Origin of the sequence: Pseudomonas sp. MWU12-2345 (assembly GCF_023242385.1) — a bacterium.
Lineage (GTDB): Bacteria > Pseudomonadota > Gammaproteobacteria > Pseudomonadales > Pseudomonadaceae > Aquipseudomonas > Aquipseudomonas gingeri_D.
On record NZ_JALLJA010000007.1, the window covers coordinates 29,324 to 45,772 of the forward strand.

Here is a 16,449-nt window from a genome sequence, read left to right on the forward strand (position 1 = left end):
CCCGAACGCCAGAGTTACCATGAAACGCTACGAAAAATTCGCCGACGACATCGCTGAACTGATCCGCACCGGCGTCCTCGGCCCCGGCCAGCGCGTGCCGTCGGTGCGTTATGCCAGCCAGACCTACGGGGTCAGCCCGTCCACCGTGTTCCAGGCCTACTACCTGCTGGAACGCCGCGGCCTGATCCGCGCCCGACCGCGCTCCGGCTACTTCGTCAACGCCCACACGCCGAGCCCGTTCTCGGAGCCGGCGATCAGCAGCCAGGTCAGCGAGTCCACCGAGGTCGATGTCAGCGAACTGGTATTTTCGGTGCTGGACTCCATCAAGGACCCCGCCACCGTGCCCTTCGGCTCGGCCTTCCCGAGCCCGACGCTGTTTCCCCTGCAACGCCTGTCCCGTTCCCTGGCCAGCTCCAGCCGCGAGATGGACCCGCGCATGGTGGTCACCGACCTGTCGCCGGGCAACCCGCAACTGCGCCGGCAGATCGCCCTGCGTTATATGGTCGGCGGGCTGATGCTGCCCATGGAGGAACTGCTGATCACCAACGGCGCCCTGGAGGCGCTGAACCTGTGCCTGCAAGCCGTCACCGAGCCCGGCGACCTGGTGGCCATCGAGGCTCCGGCCTTCTATGCCTGCCTGCAGGTGCTGGAACGACTCAAGCTCAAGGCGGTGGAGATCCCGGTGCATCCGCGCGACGGCATCGACCTCGGAGTGCTGGCCCAGACCCTGGAACGCCATCCGATCAAGGCCTGCTGGTGCATGACCAGCTTCCAGAACCCCCTGGGCGCGACCCTGCCCGAGACGAAGAAGCAGGAGTTGGTGGAATTGCTACGCCTGCATCAGGTGCCGTTGATCGAGGACGATGTCTACGCCGAGCTCTATTACGGCCAGCAGGCGCCAAAACCGGCCAAGGCGTTCGACACCGAGGGCCTGGTGATGCATTGCGGTTCCTTCTCCAAGAGCCTGGCGCCGGGTTATCGCATCGGCTGGGTGGCGGCGGGACGTTACGCGCAGCAGGTCGAACGGCTCAAATTGATGACCTCGCTGTGCGCCTCGATGCCGGCCCAGGCGGCCCTGGCCGACTATCTGCAAAATGGCGGCTACGACCGGCACCTGCGCAAATTGCGCTATGCATTGGAGGAACAGCAGAGCGCCATGCTGGCGGCGATTGCCCGCTACTTCCCGGCACAGACCCGGGTCAGCCAGCCGAGCGGCGGTTACTTCCTGTGGCTGGAACTACCGGAACAGATGGATTCGCTGAAACTGTTCCAGATCGCCCTGGCCCAGGGCATCAGCATTGCCCCGGGACCGATCTTTTCGCCGACCCGGCGCTTTCGCAACTGCATCCGTTTGAATTACGGCAGCCCGTGGAACGAGGTGTCGGAGCAGGCGATGGAGACCCTGGGACGGATTGTGCGGTCGTTGCTGGAGCAGTGAGCCGTATTATTGCGCCAAGGGCCAGTGCATCAGATACGCCGCGCCGGTCACCCGAATCATTGGATGCGGCACGATCTGACATTCGCCAACGATCGTAAAACCATGACGCTGATAGAAACGGCAGGCACCTGTATTCATTGCATAGTCGATCAGGCTCAGGCCCTTGAGCTCAAGCGCCCGGCAGCGCTGGCGGGCATATTCAAGAAAGCGCGCGCCCAGGCCCTGGTTACGCCAGCCATCGTGCAAGGCCAGGCTGGAGATGTAGAGGGTGTCGGGAATCTCCAGATCGGCATACGGCGCCAGCACCGGATCGCTGCTCGGCGTTGCCTGCGGGTCTTCAAACATCGGATAGCTGTGCAACATGCCGATAACCTGGCCATTCGCCTCGGCCATCCAGCAGTTCTCATAGGAAAAATCCACACCCTCACGGGCATACCGCCGCTCGCCGACATCCAGCAAGGACTCATCGCCTTCAGCCAACTGGCTCCAGATATAGTCGCAAGCCCCTTCCGAGGAAATCTGGAACAGGCGGGCAATCTCGCGGGCGTCCGAGCGTAGCGCAGGACGAAAGATAACGGTCATTCGGGGGTCCCTGTAACGGGCCAGGTAAAGCCCTGGCAGCAGCGTTACAGTGTGCGGTGTCTACTCGACAGGGCGTTGTGCCCGAGCGACATGCCTGGCGCAAAAACCGACTTAGCGTCCACCTGCCAGATCGATAAAGGTCCCGGTGGCATAGGAGGCCTTGTCCGAGAGCAGCCAGATAATCGCTTCGGCCACTTCTTCGGCGCGACCGCCACGGCCCATGGGAATGGCCGATTCCAGCTTGCTGACCCGGTCGGCATCGCCGCTCAGGGCGTGGAACTCGGTATAGATATAACCAGGACGCACGCCATTGACGCGAATGCCCTCGCCCGCCAGCTCCTTGGACAACCCCAGGGTGAAGGTGTCTACCGCGCCCTTGGAGGCGGCGTAATCCACGTATTCGTTGGGCGAGCCGAGACGCGCCGCCGCCGAGGATACATTGACGATATTGCCACCCTGGCCACCATGGCGTGGCGACATGCGCCGCACCGCATGCTTGGCGCAGAGGATCGGCCCGAGGGTGTTGACCTTCAGCGTCTGCAGGATACGGAATTCAGACATTTCATCGACCCGGGACTTGTGCCCGACGGTCCCGGCATTATTGACCAGGGCGGTGACCGGCCCCAACTCGGCGTCCACCCGGTTGAACAGGCGGATCACCTCGTCCTCGGTACTGACATCGGCGCGCACGGCAATGGCCACGGCACCCAGCCCGCGCACCTGCTCCAGCACACGCAGGGCCGACTCCTCGTCCGCCAGGTAGTTGATGCAGATGCGATAACCCTGTTGCGCGGCGAGCAGCGCGGTGGCGGCGCCGATACCACGACTGCCGCCGGTGATGACGATGACTTTGTCCATGAACCCGCTCCCTCGATCAACCTGTAACTTGCCGCAAAAGCATACCTGTCGGCGGCCTTATTTGTGTAGTCGCCAAAGGTCGCAAGCGCGGTACTAAACGCTTACATAGACCCAGGCATCCAGACCGGAGGCCAGACGGACCAAGACGCGTTTGTAGTCGGAGACTTCATAGGCATCCGCCGCCGCCAGCTCTTCGGTGCCGATCTGGAACACCATGCCGCTCACGCTGTCCTCGGGGTTGCTGCCGGGACGGACGACGGGATGGTGGGTCTTGCCGCTGGTGGCGAGGACCTGGGGGTCGGTGATCTCGACCCAGGATTGAGCATAGCCGAGCATGCGGTCGGCGCTGCCCGCCAGTTCGCGCCCGAAATTGGACAGTTGCACAGCCTTGTCCTGCAAGGTGCCGTAGGAAAACAGCAGTACCGGTGCTGCCGTAAAATCGGTCATGAAGGCCTCGTCTGCCAAAGAGGTGAGACAGTCTAAACGCTCCGCGCCCGGATGCCGAGTCGATCAACACAACTCCCGCAAATACGCCCAGTCGTCTCTATGGTTATGCGAAGAGGTTATTTAACCAAACCGCTCTCCTCTCATAAGCTCCACCCACCGGACCACCGGCCCCGCCCTTCTCACTGCTGTCTCTGCGAGGTGTCCATGGTCGCCCTGGTTCCCGGCACTACCCGTTCCCGCTTATTGCTTTCAGCACTGGCCATTGCCTTGTCCCTGGGCGCCTCCAGCGTCGACGCCAACGAAACCCTGCGCATCGGCTACCAGAAATCCTCGACCCTGATCACCTTGCTCAAGAGCCAGGGCACCCTGGAGAAAGTCCTGGCCAAGGAGCATATCGACGTCAGCTGGCACGAGTTCCCCAGCGGCCTGCCCCTGCTCGAATCGTTGAACGTGGGCAATGTCGATATCAGTGCCGACGTCGCCGATACGGTGCCGGTGTTTGCCCAGGCGGCCAAGGCCCGACTGACCTACTTCGCCCAGGAGGCCGCCTCCCCCGAAGCCCAGGCGATCGTGGTCAAGAGCGACTCGCCGATCAAGACCCTGGCCGATCTCAAGGGCAAGAAAATCGCGGTGACCAAGGCCGCCGGCAGCCACTACCTGCTGATCGCGGCACTGACCAAGGCCGGGTTGAAGTTCAGCGATATCACGCCCGCCTACCTGACCCCCGCCGACGGGCGCGCCGCGTTCGAGAACGCCAAGGTCGACGCCTGGGTCGCCTGGGAACCCTTCCTCAGCGGCGTCCAACGGCAACTGCCGACCCGCACCCTGGCCGACGGCCAGGGCCTGGCAAACTACAAACGTTATTACCTGGCGAGCACGCCTTACGCCCAGTCCCATCCGCAAGTCCTGAAGCAGGTGTTTGCCGAACTGCAAAAGTCCGGGGCCTGGATCAAGACCCATCCCAAAGACGCCGCCGAGATCCTCGGCCCGCTGTGGGGCAACCTGGATGCGCCAACGGTCGAGGCCGCCAACCGCCATCGCAGCTATGACGTGCAGGCGGTCACGGCCGACCAGTTGAGCGAACAGCAGCAGATCGCCGATGCGTTCCTCGCGGCCGGTCTGCTACCGCAGAAGATCAACACCCGGGACGTCGGTATCTGGCAACCCTGATCAGGCGAACACACGACCTCGCACCAGGACAGCAGACTGATTACGACACTCAATCGAGTGATCGGGGGACAGGAATGCGTTGCTGCGGATCATAGAAAAACTGTTCCTCGGCAATACGCTCGCCCTCCCAACGCTGGTGGGCGATTTCCTCCATGCGGGTCACGCTGCCGTCGGCCCACTCGAAGCGGAAAATCCAGCGAATGGCTACATGATCGCCATTGAGAAAGGCCGGGCGTACGCAAGTCGAGCTCATGGAGCGCACCCTGGACATCATCGCCCGCTCCTTGGCGACATGAAAGTCACGCCCGACTCGCGGCGGCTCCTGGTTCTCTTGCAGGGAAGCATCGGCGGTGTAGAAGGCTTCGACCGCTTCGGCGTGGGCATTGGCCTCGACCTGGGCGATAAAGCGTTCGAGGGTTTCAAGGCTCGGCATGGTCAGCTCCTGGCTGGGGTAATCGGCATTCATCACCCCAGCGAGGCTAAGGTCGGCGACCGGCGATGGAAAGGTCCATTCCGACCGATCTGTGCGGTACCAATCGGCTAACGCCGCCAGACCACACAGCCCAGTGCACTCAGGGCTATCGCCAGGCCGGCCAGGGAATACACCCAACTGGCCGAGGCCACCGGCAACAGCACCCCCGCCAGCAACGGTCCGACACCGGCACCGATATCGCGCCACACCGCATTCGACGCCAGGGCCTGGACCCGTCCGCCCCCCGGATTGCGCTCGGCCACCAGGGTCACCACCAGCGGCAGTTGCAACGCCCGCAGAATCAGCACGGCGCCGGCACCAAGGATCAGCCAGTGGCTGCCGAAAGCGGCCAGGGCCAGGCCGCTGAGGATCGAGAACAGCAGCAACATGCGCACCACGCCATAACTGTCGGCCAGGCGACCACCCACAGGACTGAGGAACATTTCCGAGGCATAACGCAAGGCCATCAATAGCCCGGCAATGATCACCGCATTGCCACCCAATACCGCGGAGGCCTGCAAAGACAAACCGAAGATAAACAGCCCATCCAGCGCCACGCCCTCGACAAAGGACCATATCGCCACGCTGTCCGGCCGCTTGAAGCGCCGCCCGGAAGGTGCTGCCAGTTCATGCCCCACCGTCGGCAGCCCACGCGCCACCCACAGCCCGATCAACGATGCGCCGGATAGCAGCAGGAAAATCAGCCGAGGCCCGAAGTGCAGGCTCAACCAGCCACCCACGGCCAGCGCGAGCATCGGGCCGATGGCGATCACGCCCCGTGAACGCCCCGCCCGGCGCGCGGCACCACTGGGTTCCAGGGTCGCCAGCACCTGGGTGGACAGGTTCATCGCGGCAAAGGCCAGGCCCCAGACCAGGCGCAGCAGCAATAACCAGCCGAAGCCGGAAATCAGCGAGTTGCCCACGGCACAGAACGCACTGCCCCCGGCCGCCAGCATCAGGGTCGAGCGGTCGCCGTGGCGGGCGTAATAACGCAGCACATAGCTGTAACCGAAGATCCGCACCAGTCGGTTGGCCGCCAGCAACACCCCGGCCTGGGCCAGGGTCACGCCAAAGGCCTGGGTGTTCATCGGCAGCAACAGGTAAAGCAGTACGTCGCTGGGCAGGCACAGGGCCAGGACGGTGGCGGAACGGCGGGAGGCGGAATCGGTCGGGTGAGCAGCCACGGCAGGCATCTGGGACGGGTCTCCGCAGGGGGAAGAAGCCCACCAGCATGCCGGGTTGAAACAATCGCTGACAATATTTTTGTGCAATCTGTTTGCGGTGTTGCTGGAGCAACAGCGCTTCAACAGAGTGTTCACAAGGCGACACCCCTCCGTGCTGCCCCTGCCAACGGTCTGAACACTCGACTGTGGGAGCTGGCTTGCCGGCGATAGCGACCGATCAGACGCCACAAGCCTCGCTGGCCCCATCGCCGGCAAGCCGGTTCCTGCAAGTCCGCATTCCAGGTAACTGGCACAGAGCCTGCATTATTCCTTTTAAGCAGTTCATCGGACTCATGACTGCTTATTCCGAAATAAGCACCGCAGTCCCTCTCCCTGGAGCTCCCGATGAAATCCCTCAATCCGATCACCCAGGCCGCCCGTCTGCTGGCCGCCGCAGCGGCGCTGGCGCTGGGCCTGCAACCCCTGGCCCAGGCCACCGAAACCGTCCCGGCCGAAGTCCACCTGGACTATGCCTATTACTCCCCCGTCAGCCTGGTGCTCAAGCATTTCGGCTGGCTGGAAAAAGCCCTGCCGCAGACCAAGGTCACCTGGGTCTTCAGCCAGGGCAGCAACCGTTCCCTGGAATACCTGAACAGCGGCGGCGTCGACTTTGCCTCCTCGGCCAGCCTGGCGGCGGTGCTCAGCCGCGCCAACGGCAGTCCGATCAAATCGGTCTATGTCTACAGCCGCGCCGAATGGACCGCGCTGCTGGTGCGCAAGGACTCGCCCTACAAGACCCTCGCCGACCTCAAGGGCAAGAAGATCGCCGCCACCAAGGGCACCGATCCGTATCTCTTTACCTTGCGCAGCCTGCAACAGGCCGGCCTGAGCAAAGACGACGTGGAACTGGTCCACCTGCAACACCCGGACGGTCGCACCGCCCTGGAAAAAGGTGATGTCGACGCCTGGGCCGGGCTCGACCCGCACATGGCCGCCAGCCAGATCCAGGCCGGCTCCCGCTTGCTGTATCGCAATCCCGCCTTCAACAGCTACGGCGTGATCAGCGTCACCGAGACCTACGCCAAGGAACACCCGAAGGCCATCGAAACGGTCCTGGCCGCCTACGAAAAAGCCCGTGACTGGGCGCTGCACAATCCCCAGGAACTGGCCCAACTGCTGGCGACCGAGTCCGGCCTGCCGCTGGACGTCGCCCAGTTGCAACTGTCACGTACCGACCTGAGCAATGCCCGCCTCGGCCCGCCAGACCTGGTGTCGTCAAAAGCGGCGGCACCGATCCTGGTGTCCGAGGAACTGGTGCGCCGTGGCGTCAACGTCGATCAAGTGATCGACCAGTTGATCGACACCCGTTTCAACAATGCCGCTGTCGCCCAGCAGTAAATCCCGTCGCCCAGGGTCCGCGTCAGGAGTGCCCATGACCAGCAAGAGCAAATCCCTCCCCGCGCTCCTCCCGGTATCCGCGCGCGGCCCCCTGCGCGCGCCCCGCTGGAAACGCAATCTCAAGGGCCTGGCCGTGCCGGTGGCGATTATTGTCGTGCTGGAAGTGGTGGTACGGATCGGCTGGATACCGTCCTACCAGATGCCGGCGCCCAGCGAAATCGTCCTGACCCTGCGCGACCTGGCCGAAGGCGCCTTGTGGAAACATATCAGCGCCAGCCTGCTGCGGGTATTGCTCGGCTTCGCCATCGGCACCAGCCTGGCCCTGGTGTTTGCCGCCTGGGTCGGCTTGAGCCGGGAAGCCGAAGCCTACCTCGAGCCGACGTTCGCCGGCCTGCGCTCGATTCCGAGCCTGGCCTGGGTACCGCTGTTGCTGCTGTGGCTGGGGATCGACGAAACCTCAAAGATCGTCCTGATTGCCATCGGTGCGTTTTTCCCGGTGTACCTCAATGGCGTGGCGGCCATTCGCGACATCGACCGCAAGCTGGTGGAAGTCGGACAGATGCTCGGTTTCAGTCGCTATCGCCTGGTCCGCCGGATCCTCCTGCCGGCCGCCCTGCCCGGTCTGTTCACCGGACTGCGCAGCGGAATGAGCCTGGCCTGGATGTTTCTGGTGGCGGCCGAATTGATCGCCGCGACCAAGGGCCTCGGCTATCTGCTCAGCGACGGTCGGGAAACCTCGCGGCCGGACATCGTGCTGGCGGCCATCATTGTCCTGGCGGTGCTCGGCAAGATCAGCGACGGCGTACTGGCAAGCCTGGAGAAACGTTTCCTGGCCTGGCGCGACACCTTCACTGGCCAGGACGAGGAGCGACGGGCATGAGCGAGACCTTGTTGCACATCCATGTCGAGCACAAAGCATTCGACCGGCACACGGTTCTGGAACAGCTGACCCTCGAGCTGGCGGCCCGGGAAACCGTGAGCCTGCTCGGGCCCAGCGGTTGTGGCAAAAGCACCTTGCTGCGGATCGTCGCCGGACTGGAGAAAGACTTTCAAGGCACACTGCAACAGCACACCCCGGAGATCGCCTTCGTGTTCCAGGAACCACGGTTGATGCCCTGGCTGACGGTGGAACAAAACATCGGTTTCAGCGAAGACGACCACTACGACCGGGCCTGGGTGACGCAACTGATCGAGGAAGTCGGGCTCGGCGGTTTCGCCCAGGCGCTGCCCAAGGCGCTCTCCGGCGGTATGGCCCAGCGCGTGGCGATTGCCCGAGGTTTGTATTCCAAACCACGGATCCTGCTGCTCGACGAACCCTTCAGCGCGGTGGATGCCTTCACCCGGATGAAACTGCAGGATCTGTTGCTGCAATTGGCCGACCGGCACGCCATCGCCCTGCTGCTGGTAACCCACGATATCGACGAAGCGCTGTACCTGAGTGACCGGGTATTGGTCATGGGCAACCGTCCTGGCTCGATTCGCCAGGAATTGTCGGTGAATCTGGCTCACCCCCGTGATCGTCGGGCGCCACTGCTGGCGGAACTCAAGGCTCGCTCCCTGACCGAGTTGCAGCAGGCCCACGTGATCTAGCCCGATGACCCGACAGCCGCTTATCAATGATCGAACCCCTGATGCCGGGAAACAGCAAGTTATTGCCTTGTTGCCTGGCCTTAATATCCAGCAGATATAAATTTCGCTCTTTTTAAACCTGTCATATTTGACAGTAGACGGCCAATCTCTATCGGCACTAACTTGCTCAGGGTCGGATAACCGACCCTATTCCTGATGCTGCCTATTAAGAGGACATTGCCATGGAACCTTCCATTCTCTATCTTCCCAAAAAAGGACATCCCCCCCAGCACGCCGGCAGACTCGTCTGGCGCATTGATAACGGGCCCGAGACTTACGCAGAAAGAACGAGCTTCGGTTTGGGCGAGTTCCCCCCTGGTTCGGGTCAGAGGTACTGGGTGCTTTCCGGCTCGACGGGAACACCCGAGCAAGAAAACTACTTCTACTTCCAAATCATCATCGACTACCAACGAGGCCCCTTCGAGAATATAACGCTCAAGTTGGGTGATCATAAGTTGCTATCGATGGGCCATACCTATTCGATTCCTGCGCCGGAAGGTTTTTATGGCGTCCAGACGGTCGCAGCCGACGCCGGAGAAACGACGCTGTCTCTCGATCTGGAAACAGGGACGATCGACGGTCGATTTGAAAGTGTCTATCGAGCGTTGCGCCTGGCTCCAAAAGGGCACTTCAGGATGACAAGAGATAATCTGCAAGTATGAACGAGCACATCAGCAAGCACCATTGATCAAGAGCTCCCCGGCCAAAAAAAGCGGGCTCGACTTACTCCCGGAGCGGAGTGCCCGCCCTTTCGTTTCACTCTTTTGTATCGACTTACTTACAATTACCCTCCCCCCCCCACCGGGTAAACCAGCACTTGCTCTGGCACTTTACGGTAAATCGACGGAAGATCGACTTCACCGATCCAGTCCCGTCGTCCAAACCTTTTGGCGGATCAACCGTCAATAAAGCCCCGAAAGCGGGCGCTTCTTGGTATCGTGTGCGCCGATTTAAATAGCCACCTATACATTTTCTCTCTTAGCAGCTCCGTTCATATTCAATTTTCTTTGCACAACACAGGTTCCTCATGACCGATCCCATTCATATCAAGGATCACGAGAACGAAAAGCGCCTGGTCAACAAGCGCTTGCTGGCCTGCGGCATCCTGGTCCTGGGGCTGGCCGGCAGCCTGGTCGCCCGCCTGTATTTCCTCCAGGTGACCGAGTTTTCCTATAATTCCACCGTCTCGGAAAACAACCGCGTCCACGTCCTGCCGATCCCGCCGGAACGCGGGTTCATCCTCGATCGCAACGGCCAGGTGCTTGCCGACAACCAGCCCAGCTTCAACATGACCCTGACCCGCGAACGCGCCGGTGATGTCGGCCAAGTGCTGGACACGGTGATGAGCGTGCTCAATCTGCCGGAAGAAGACCGGTCGATGTTCACCAAGGTCCTCAAGCAGTCGCGCCATCCGTTCGAGCCGGTGACCCTGCTCTATGAACTGACCGAACAGCAGATCGCCCTGCTGGCGGTAAACGAGTTCAAGCTGCCGGGCATCGAGGTCGAGCCGCAGTTTGTCCGTCATTACCCGTTGGGCGATCACTTCGCCCATTCGGTGGGTTACGTCGGGCGGATCAACGAAAAGGAAAGCAAGCAACTGGACCCGGTGGAATACCGGGGCACCCAGTCCATCGGCAAGACCGGCATCGAGCGGTTCTACGAAAACGAACTTCACGGCCATGTCGGCTACGAGGAAGTCGAGACCAACGCCCAGGGCCGGGTGATGCGGGTGCTCAAGCACACCGATCCGATTCCCGGCAAGAACATCGTCCTGAGCCTCGATATCAATCTGCAGGAAGCCGCCGAGAAGGCCCTCGGAGACCGGCGCGGCGCAGTAGTCGCCATCGATCCGAAGACCGGCGAAGTGCTGGCGATGGTCAGCAAGCCGAGTTTCGATCCGAACCTGTTCGTCACCGGAATCCGCGCCAAGGACTATTCGGCCCTGCGCGATTCCCTCGACCGTCCGCTGTTCAACCGCGCCCTGCGCGGGCTCTACGCGCCGGGCTCGACCATCAAGCCGGAAGTGGCCATCGCCGGCCTGGACAGCGGGGTGATCTCCCCCTCCACCCGGGTGTTCGACCCCGGTTACTTCCAGCTGCCCAATGTCGAGCACAAATACCGCAACTGGAACCACAGCGGCGACGGCTGGGTCGACCTGAACGCGGCGATCATGCGTTCCAACGACACCTACTTCTATGACCTGGCGAGCAAGCTGGGCATCGACCGCCTGCACGATTACCTGAACAAGTTCGGCGTCGGCCAGAAGGTCTCCCTGGACATGTTCGAGGAATCGCCGGGGCTGATGCCGTCACGCGAGTGGAAACGCACGACCCGGCGCCAGGCCTGGTTCCCCGGCGAGACGGTGATCCTCGGCATCGGCCAGGGCTATATGCAGGTCACGCCGCTGCAACTGGCCCAGGCCACGACCCTGATCGCCAACAAGGGCGTGTGGAATCGTCCGCACCTGGCCCGGAGCATCGGCCAGGTCGCGCCGGTGGACCAGAATCCGATTCCCAATATCGTGCTGCATGACCCCCGGCAGTGGGAACAGGTCAACTACGCCATGCAGTTGGTCATGCACGATCCACGCGGTATCGCCCGGGCGGCAGCGGTGGGTGCGCAGTATCGCATTGCCGGCAAGAGCGGCACGGCGCAGGTGGTGGCGATCAAGCAGGGGGAGCGTTATGACCGCTTGAAGACCTCGGAGCGTAATCGCGACAACGCCTTGTTCGTCGGTTTTGCCCCGGCGGAAGACCCGCAGATCGTGATTTCGGTGATGATCGAGAACGGCGAGGCCGGTGGCCGGGTCGCCGGGCCCGTGGTGCGGGAGATTCTTGATGCCTGGCTGCTGGACAAGGATGGCAAGCTCAAGCCGGAGTATGCGCGGCCGCTCAAGCCGCATGAGGATCCGAAGGTTTAGTTGAGGCTATCGGCCTCTTCGCGGCGGTGCGGCGAAGAGGCCCTTGAGAACACCCTCTACTCATCAGGCCGCAGCCCCCCGCCGATAAAACGCCAACACCCCGCCCAAGGTCATCAACAAACCACCCGTCACCCGGTTGAACGCCCGCAGATGTCCGCCCTGCAAGCGACTCAACAAGCGCGCCCCGCACAACGCGTAAAACAACATGATGCTGACATTGAGCAAGGTCAGCACCAGCGCCAGCAGCGCATATTGCGGCAACTGCGGCTGCGTGCTGTCGATAAATTGCGGCAGGAACGCCGACATGAACAGCAGCGCCTTGGGATTGGTCAGCGCCACCACGAAACAGCGCATGAACAAGCCGACGGAGCGGTTCGAACCCTGCTCAACCGGCAGTTCGGCCAGGGTCCCGGTCGAACGAAACATCTTCCAGCCCAGCCAGACCAGATACGCCGCCCCCAGCCACTTCACTGCCTGGAACAACGTCTCGCTGGCCTGCAGCAAAATCCCCAGGCCACAGGCCACCGCCGTCACCAGCAGCGCATCGGCCAACACCGCCCCGCCCATGCCCCAGGCCGCCGCCCGCACACCGTGGTTGGAACCGTTGTGCAAAGCCAGCAGCACCGTCGGGCCGGGCATGGCGATGATCGCCGCCGAGCTGATCAGGAACAGGAGCAACGTTGCCAGCGTCATGAAGGTCGCCTTGAAAATGAAAAATAAGCGTCATTCTGCGGCCAGCCCCGCCGCGCTTCAACCGCCGATACGCCAGCCCGTCGTTTGCGCTGGACGCGACTAAGCTGTTTCGTGATAAAACAGGCTCAAGCACTGAAGCGTTTCAGCGTCCTTTCCATCAGACAGGGTGATCGCCCCATGACCGACCAGAAGCTGCTCGACTCACTGTTTCCCGCCGCCGCGGACATCCCGGAAAAGTACCGATTCGAAGGCCAGCTGGAGCAACGCGAATACCTGGTCGACGGCACCTTGCGCACGTGGGACGGCCCGCTGGCCCAGGTGCGTAGCCCGGTGTACCTCGCCACCGCCCACGGTGATGAGCAGGTGATCCTCGGCAGCACGCCGCTGCTGGATGCCGAGACCGCCCTCACCGCCCTCGACGCCGCGGTTCACGCCTATGACCGCGGCCAGGGCGAATGGCCGACAATGCGCGTGGCCGAGCGCATCCAGCATGTCGAAACCTTTCTGCGGCGCATGCGCGTACAGCGCGAAGCAGTGGTCAAGCTGCTGATGTGGGAGATCGGCAAGAACCTCAAGGATTCCGAGAAGGAATTCGACCGCACCTGCGACTACATCGTCGACACCATCAATGCGCTGAAAGAACTCGACCGCCGTTCCAGCCGCTTCGAGCTGGAGCAGGACACCCTCGGTCAGATCCGCCGCGTGCCCATGGGCGTGGCCCTGTGCATGGGCCCCTACAACTACCCACTGAACGAAACCTTCACCACCCTGATCCCGGCACTGATCATGGGCAACACCGTGGTGTTCAAGCCGGCCAAGCTCGGCGTGCTGCTGATTCGCCCGCTGCTGGAGGCCTTCCGCGACAGCTTCCCGGCCGGGGTGATCAACGTGATCTATGGCAGCGGCCGGGAAACCGTCAGTGCGCTGATGGCCAGCGGCAAGATCGATATCTTCGCCTTTATCGGCACCAACAAGGCCGCCAGCGACCTGAAGAAACTCCATCCCAAGCCCCACCGCCTGCGTGCGGCCCTGGGCCTGGATGCGAAAAACCCGGCCATCGTGCTGCCCGAGGTCGACCTGGACAACGCGGTCAACGAATGCGTCACCGGCTCATTGTCGTTCAACGGCCAACGCTGCACCGCGCTGAAGATCCTGTTCGTGCACGAGGACGTGGTCGAAGGTTTTATCGAGAAATTCAACCGCAAGGTGCAAAGCCTGGTGCCGGGCATGCCCTGGGACAATGGCGTGGCGCTGACGCCCCTGCCGGAAGCCGGCAAGATCGAGTACCTCAAGGCCCTGGTGGCCGATGCCCAGGACAAGGGCGCCAGGGTGATCAACCCCAATGGCGGCCAGACCCGCGCCTCGTTCTTCTATCCGGCGGTGCTCTACCCGGTGAATGCCGGAATGCGCGTGTACCAGGAAGAACAGTTCGGCCCGGTGGTGCCCATCGTGCCCTACCGGGACCTGGAAACCGTGATCGACTATGTACTGGAGTCGGATTTCGGCCAACAGTTGAGCATTTTCGGCACCGATCCCGCCCAGGTCGGCCGGCTGGTGGACACCTTCGCCAACCAGGTCGGACGGATCAATATCAATGCCCAGTGCCAGCGCGGACCGGACACCTACCCGTTCAACGGACGCAAGAACTCGGCCGAAGGTACGCTCTCGGTGCACGATGCCTTGCGGGTGTTTTCGATCCGCACCCTGGTGGCCACCAAGTTCCAGGACAGCAACAAGGCGCTGATCAGCGATATCATCCATAACCGCGAGTCGACCTTCCTGACCACCGACTACATCTTCTGATGCCACCCGGGCGGCGCGACCTGGAAACCGCCCCCCCCTGTAGGAGCCGGCTTGCCGGCGATCCAGGCGACGCGGTCTGACAGGAAACCGCGTCGCTACTATCGCCAGCAAGCCGGCTCCTACGGGGGCGCAATGGCGCGGGATTTTCATGCCTGGGCTAGGGCTGCCGAGCGCTCTGATCTATCATTGCTCCTCAGGCTGCCCGAGCCCGCCATTATTTTCATAAGAAATCCATGCCACGCATCGACCTCCGCCGATTGATCCTGTTGCTGTCGCTTTCCGCCGTCACCCTGACGGCCGGCAATCTTTTCTTCGCCAGCTACCAGACCCAGCGCAACTTCCTGATGGAACAGACCCTGGAAGCCAATCGGATCTATGCCCTGAAGCTGGCCAACACCACCAACAACTTCCTCAAGTCGACCCAGCAGCAACTGGCCTTCAGCAGCGAACTGCTCCCCGCGATCTGGGACCAGCCGGACCAACTGTGGCAGGAAGCGCACCGACTGCGCCGCCAGACCGGCAGCTTCAACTCGGTGATCGTCATCCGCGCGGACGGCAAGATCATCGCCTCCTCGCCCACCTCGATGAACCTGACCGGCACCTTTTCCGCAAGCGAAGGCTTTCGCCAGGCCAGCCTGGCGCGCCAACCCTATATTTCCAGCCCCTATGTCGGGGCCAACAATCACCTGATGATCCAGATCTCGCATCCGATCTTCGACGGTGATGGCAACTACCTCGGCTACCTGGGCGCCGGTATCTACCTCAACGAACCGAACATCCTCCACTCACTGCTGGGCGAACAATACTACCGTGACGGCTCCTACCTCTATGTGGTCGACCCCCAGGGCCAGTTGATCTATCACCAGGACCCGGCGCGGGTCGGCGACGTGATCAAGGGCAACCCGGCCATCGACGCGGTGATCGCCGGCGAAACCGGCAGCCTGAGGTTGAAAAACTCCAAGGGCGTCGACATGCTCACCGGCTATGCCCCGGTGCCGCGGATCGGCTGGGGCGTGATCAGCCAGCGGCCTACCGCCATCACTCTGGAAGGCCTGCAGCGGTTGATGCTGGAAGTCGCCGGTTACGCCGTGCCGCTGTTACTGCTGTCGTTGCTGGGTATCTGGTGGATTTCGACACTGATCAGCAAACCGCTCTGGCAACTGGCCAATACCACGCAGTATTGGGGTTCATCTACCGCCGCCCAGTCGGTGAGCAAGGTGCGGGCCTGGTACTACGAAGCCGCCCAGCTGAAGAACACCATGCAGAAAGCGTTGATGTCACTGCACCAGCAGTTGGGCAAGCTCAACCAGGAAAGCGTCACCGACCCTCTGACCAGCCTGACCAACCGCCGTGGCCTGCAATTGATCCTCGACGACTGGGAAAGCCGCCGCCAGCCGTTCTCGCTGATCGCCCTGGATATCGACCACTTCAAGCAGGTCAACGACAGCTACGGGCACAGCGCCGGCGACCTGGTGCTGCAACACCTGGCCCAGCAGATCCGCCGCCACTCCCGGGAAAGCGACGTGCTCTGCCGCCAGGGTGGCGAGGAGTTCCTTATGCTGCTGCCCTCCACGCCACTGGCCCAGGCGGCCCTGGTGGCCGAGCGTTTGCGGGCGACGATGGCCTATACCGAAAGCCCGAACGGCATCCCGGTGACCATCTCCCTGGGCGTGGCCGGCTGGCCCCAGGGCGGGCAGACCGTGAGCCAAGTCCTCCAGGCGGCGGACCAGGCCCTCTATCGGGCCAAGGATAGCGGGCGCAACCGGGTGGTGCGCAGCGATGACGAGATCCCACCGGATGTGCCGAACAGTTAGACTGACGCCCCCTGGCGACACGCATCGGACCGCCGTCCCAGGCCACGAACACCCGACGCTTT

General features: G+C 62.4%; 15 protein-coding genes. 9 read left to right on the forward strand and 6 right to left on the reverse strand.

The window, feature by feature from the left end; all coding sequences use genetic code 11:
• Positions 1–19 precede the first annotated feature (19 nt).
• Entirely contained in the window at positions 20–1,438 is a 1,419-nt protein-coding gene (gene mapR, locus M5C71_RS15480) for a GntR family transcriptional regulator MpaR (RefSeq protein WP_248768170.1), read from the forward strand.
• A 6-nt stretch (positions 1,439–1,444) separates the two neighbouring features.
• Here the strand turns inward: mapR and M5C71_RS15485 are convergent, their stop codons facing one another.
• From M5C71_RS15485 to M5C71_RS15495, 3 genes are all read right to left on the reverse strand, one after another.
• Positions 1,445–2,020, reverse strand: a complete 576-nt coding sequence (locus M5C71_RS15485) for a GNAT family N-acetyltransferase (RefSeq protein WP_248768171.1) — start codon at positions 2,018–2,020, stop codon at positions 1,445–1,447.
• A 111-nt stretch (positions 2,021–2,131) separates the two neighbouring features.
• A complete protein-coding gene (locus M5C71_RS15490; protein WP_103495087.1) occupies positions 2,132–2,878 on the reverse strand; it encodes an SDR family oxidoreductase in 747 nt (248 codons plus the stop codon).
• A gap of 93 nt (positions 2,879–2,971) precedes the next feature.
• Positions 2,972–3,325 (reverse strand): gamma-glutamylcyclotransferase family protein, encoded by a 354-nt coding sequence (locus M5C71_RS15495; protein ID WP_248768172.1) that lies wholly within the window; start codon positions 3,323–3,325, stop codon positions 2,972–2,974.
• A gap of 204 nt (positions 3,326–3,529) precedes the next feature.
• On the opposite strand from M5C71_RS15495, the gene M5C71_RS15500 reads away from it, so the two are divergent.
• A complete protein-coding gene (locus M5C71_RS15500) occupies positions 3,530–4,495 on the forward strand; it encodes an aliphatic sulfonate ABC transporter substrate-binding protein (protein ID WP_248768173.1) in 966 nt (321 codons plus the stop codon).
• A 49-nt stretch (positions 4,496–4,544) separates the two neighbouring features.
• Here the strand turns inward: M5C71_RS15500 and M5C71_RS15505 are convergent, their stop codons facing one another.
• Together M5C71_RS15505 and M5C71_RS15510 are read right to left on the reverse strand one after the other, a co-directional pair.
• On the reverse strand, positions 4,545–4,928 hold the full coding sequence (locus M5C71_RS15505; protein WP_103495090.1) for a nuclear transport factor 2 family protein: 384 nt from the start codon (positions 4,926–4,928) through the stop codon (positions 4,545–4,547).
• Between the two features lie 107 nt (positions 4,929–5,035).
• Complete coding sequence (locus tag M5C71_RS15510; protein ID WP_103495091.1) at positions 5,036–6,160, reverse strand: MFS transporter; 1,125 nt, start codon at positions 6,158–6,160, stop codon at positions 5,036–5,038.
• A gap of 375 nt (positions 6,161–6,535) precedes the next feature.
• On the opposite strand from M5C71_RS15510, the gene M5C71_RS15515 reads away from it, so the two are divergent.
• The 5 genes from M5C71_RS15515 to mrdA all read left to right on the forward strand — a co-directional run bounded on the left by M5C71_RS15515 (position 6,536) and on the right by mrdA (position 12,077).
• Positions 6,536–7,528 (forward strand): aliphatic sulfonate ABC transporter substrate-binding protein, encoded by a 993-nt coding sequence (locus M5C71_RS15515; protein ID WP_103495092.1) that lies wholly within the window; start codon positions 6,536–6,538, stop codon positions 7,526–7,528.
• Positions 7,529–7,562: 34 nt separating this feature from the next.
• The gene (locus tag M5C71_RS15520) at positions 7,563–8,408 is read left to right on the forward strand and encodes an ABC transporter permease (RefSeq protein ID WP_103495093.1); all 846 of its coding nucleotides are present in this window, start codon (positions 7,563–7,565) and stop codon (positions 8,406–8,408) included.
• Positions 8,405–9,118: an ABC transporter ATP-binding protein gene (locus tag M5C71_RS15525; protein ID WP_103495094.1), complete on the forward strand. Its 714-nt coding sequence runs from the start codon at positions 8,405–8,407 to the stop codon at positions 9,116–9,118. Before M5C71_RS15520 ends, M5C71_RS15525 begins: the two co-directional genes overlap by 4 nt.
• Positions 9,119–9,339: 221 nt before the next feature.
• A complete protein-coding gene (locus M5C71_RS15530) occupies positions 9,340–9,819 on the forward strand; it encodes a hypothetical protein (protein ID WP_248768174.1) in 480 nt (159 codons plus the stop codon).
• A 365-nt stretch (positions 9,820–10,184) separates the two neighbouring features.
• Positions 10,185–12,077 (forward strand): penicillin-binding protein 2, encoded by a 1,893-nt coding sequence (gene mrdA / locus M5C71_RS15535; RefSeq protein ID WP_248768175.1) that lies wholly within the window; start codon positions 10,185–10,187, stop codon positions 12,075–12,077.
• Between the two features lie 63 nt (positions 12,078–12,140).
• On the opposite strand, the gene M5C71_RS15540 is transcribed toward mrdA, so the two are convergent.
• Positions 12,141–12,770 carry a LysE family translocator gene (locus M5C71_RS15540; RefSeq protein WP_100939226.1) on the reverse strand — a complete coding sequence of 210 codons (630 nt, stop codon included), beginning with the start codon at positions 12,768–12,770 and terminating at the stop codon, positions 12,141–12,143.
• 177 nt (positions 12,771–12,947) lie between these two features.
• Between M5C71_RS15540 and M5C71_RS15545 the strand changes: the two genes are divergently transcribed.
• Both M5C71_RS15545 and M5C71_RS15550 read left to right on the forward strand, forming a co-directional pair.
• Entirely contained in the window at positions 12,948–14,573 is a 1,626-nt protein-coding gene (locus M5C71_RS15545) for an NADP-dependent glyceraldehyde-3-phosphate dehydrogenase (protein WP_152741388.1), read from the forward strand.
• Positions 14,574–14,806: 233 nt separating this feature from the next.
• On the forward strand, positions 14,807–16,387 hold the full coding sequence (locus M5C71_RS15550) for a sensor domain-containing diguanylate cyclase (protein WP_103495099.1): 1,581 nt from the start codon (positions 14,807–14,809) through the stop codon (positions 16,385–16,387).
• The last annotated feature ends 62 nt before the right edge of the window (positions 16,388–16,449 follow it).

What these genes read in the sequence shown, in the direction of transcription:
- M5C71_RS15495 (WP_248768172.1), bottom strand. Translation starts at nt 3,325, where the DNA reads ATGACCGATTTTACGGCAGCACCGGTACTGCTGTTTTCCTACGGCACC.
- M5C71_RS15545 (WP_152741388.1), top strand. Translation starts at nt 12,948, where the DNA reads ATGACCGACCAGAAGCTGCTCGACTCACTGTTTCCCGCCGCCGCGGAC.
- M5C71_RS15490 (WP_103495087.1), bottom strand. Translation starts at nt 2,878, where the DNA reads ATGGACAAAGTCATCGTCATCACCGGCGGCAGTCGTGGTATCGGCGCC.
- M5C71_RS15550 (WP_103495099.1), top strand. Translation starts at nt 14,807, where the DNA reads ATGCCACGCATCGACCTCCGCCGATTGATCCTGTTGCTGTCGCTTTCC.
- M5C71_RS15525 (WP_103495094.1), top strand. Translation starts at nt 8,405, where the DNA reads ATGAGCGAGACCTTGTTGCACATCCATGTCGAGCACAAAGCATTCGAC.
- M5C71_RS15500 (WP_248768173.1), top strand. Translation starts at nt 3,530, where the DNA reads ATGGTCGCCCTGGTTCCCGGCACTACCCGTTCCCGCTTATTGCTTTCA.
- mrdA (WP_248768175.1), top strand. Translation starts at nt 10,185, where the DNA reads ATGACCGATCCCATTCATATCAAGGATCACGAGAACGAAAAGCGCCTG.
- M5C71_RS15485 (WP_248768171.1), bottom strand. Translation starts at nt 2,020, where the DNA reads ATGACCGTTATCTTTCGTCCTGCGCTACGCTCGGACGCCCGCGAGATT.
- M5C71_RS15505 (WP_103495090.1), bottom strand. Translation starts at nt 4,928, where the DNA reads ATGCCGAGCCTTGAAACCCTCGAACGCTTTATCGCCCAGGTCGAGGCC.
- mapR (WP_248768170.1), top strand. Translation starts at nt 20, where the DNA reads ATGAAACGCTACGAAAAATTCGCCGACGACATCGCTGAACTGATCCGC.
- M5C71_RS15520 (WP_103495093.1), top strand. Translation starts at nt 7,563, where the DNA reads ATGACCAGCAAGAGCAAATCCCTCCCCGCGCTCCTCCCGGTATCCGCG.
- M5C71_RS15530 (WP_248768174.1), top strand. Translation starts at nt 9,340, where the DNA reads ATGGAACCTTCCATTCTCTATCTTCCCAAAAAAGGACATCCCCCCCAG.
- M5C71_RS15510 (WP_103495091.1), bottom strand. Translation starts at nt 6,160, where the DNA reads ATGCCTGCCGTGGCTGCTCACCCGACCGATTCCGCCTCCCGCCGTTCC.
- M5C71_RS15515 (WP_103495092.1), top strand. Translation starts at nt 6,536, where the DNA reads ATGAAATCCCTCAATCCGATCACCCAGGCCGCCCGTCTGCTGGCCGCC.
- M5C71_RS15540 (WP_100939226.1), bottom strand. Translation starts at nt 12,770, where the DNA reads ATGACGCTGGCAACGTTGCTCCTGTTCCTGATCAGCTCGGCGGCGATC.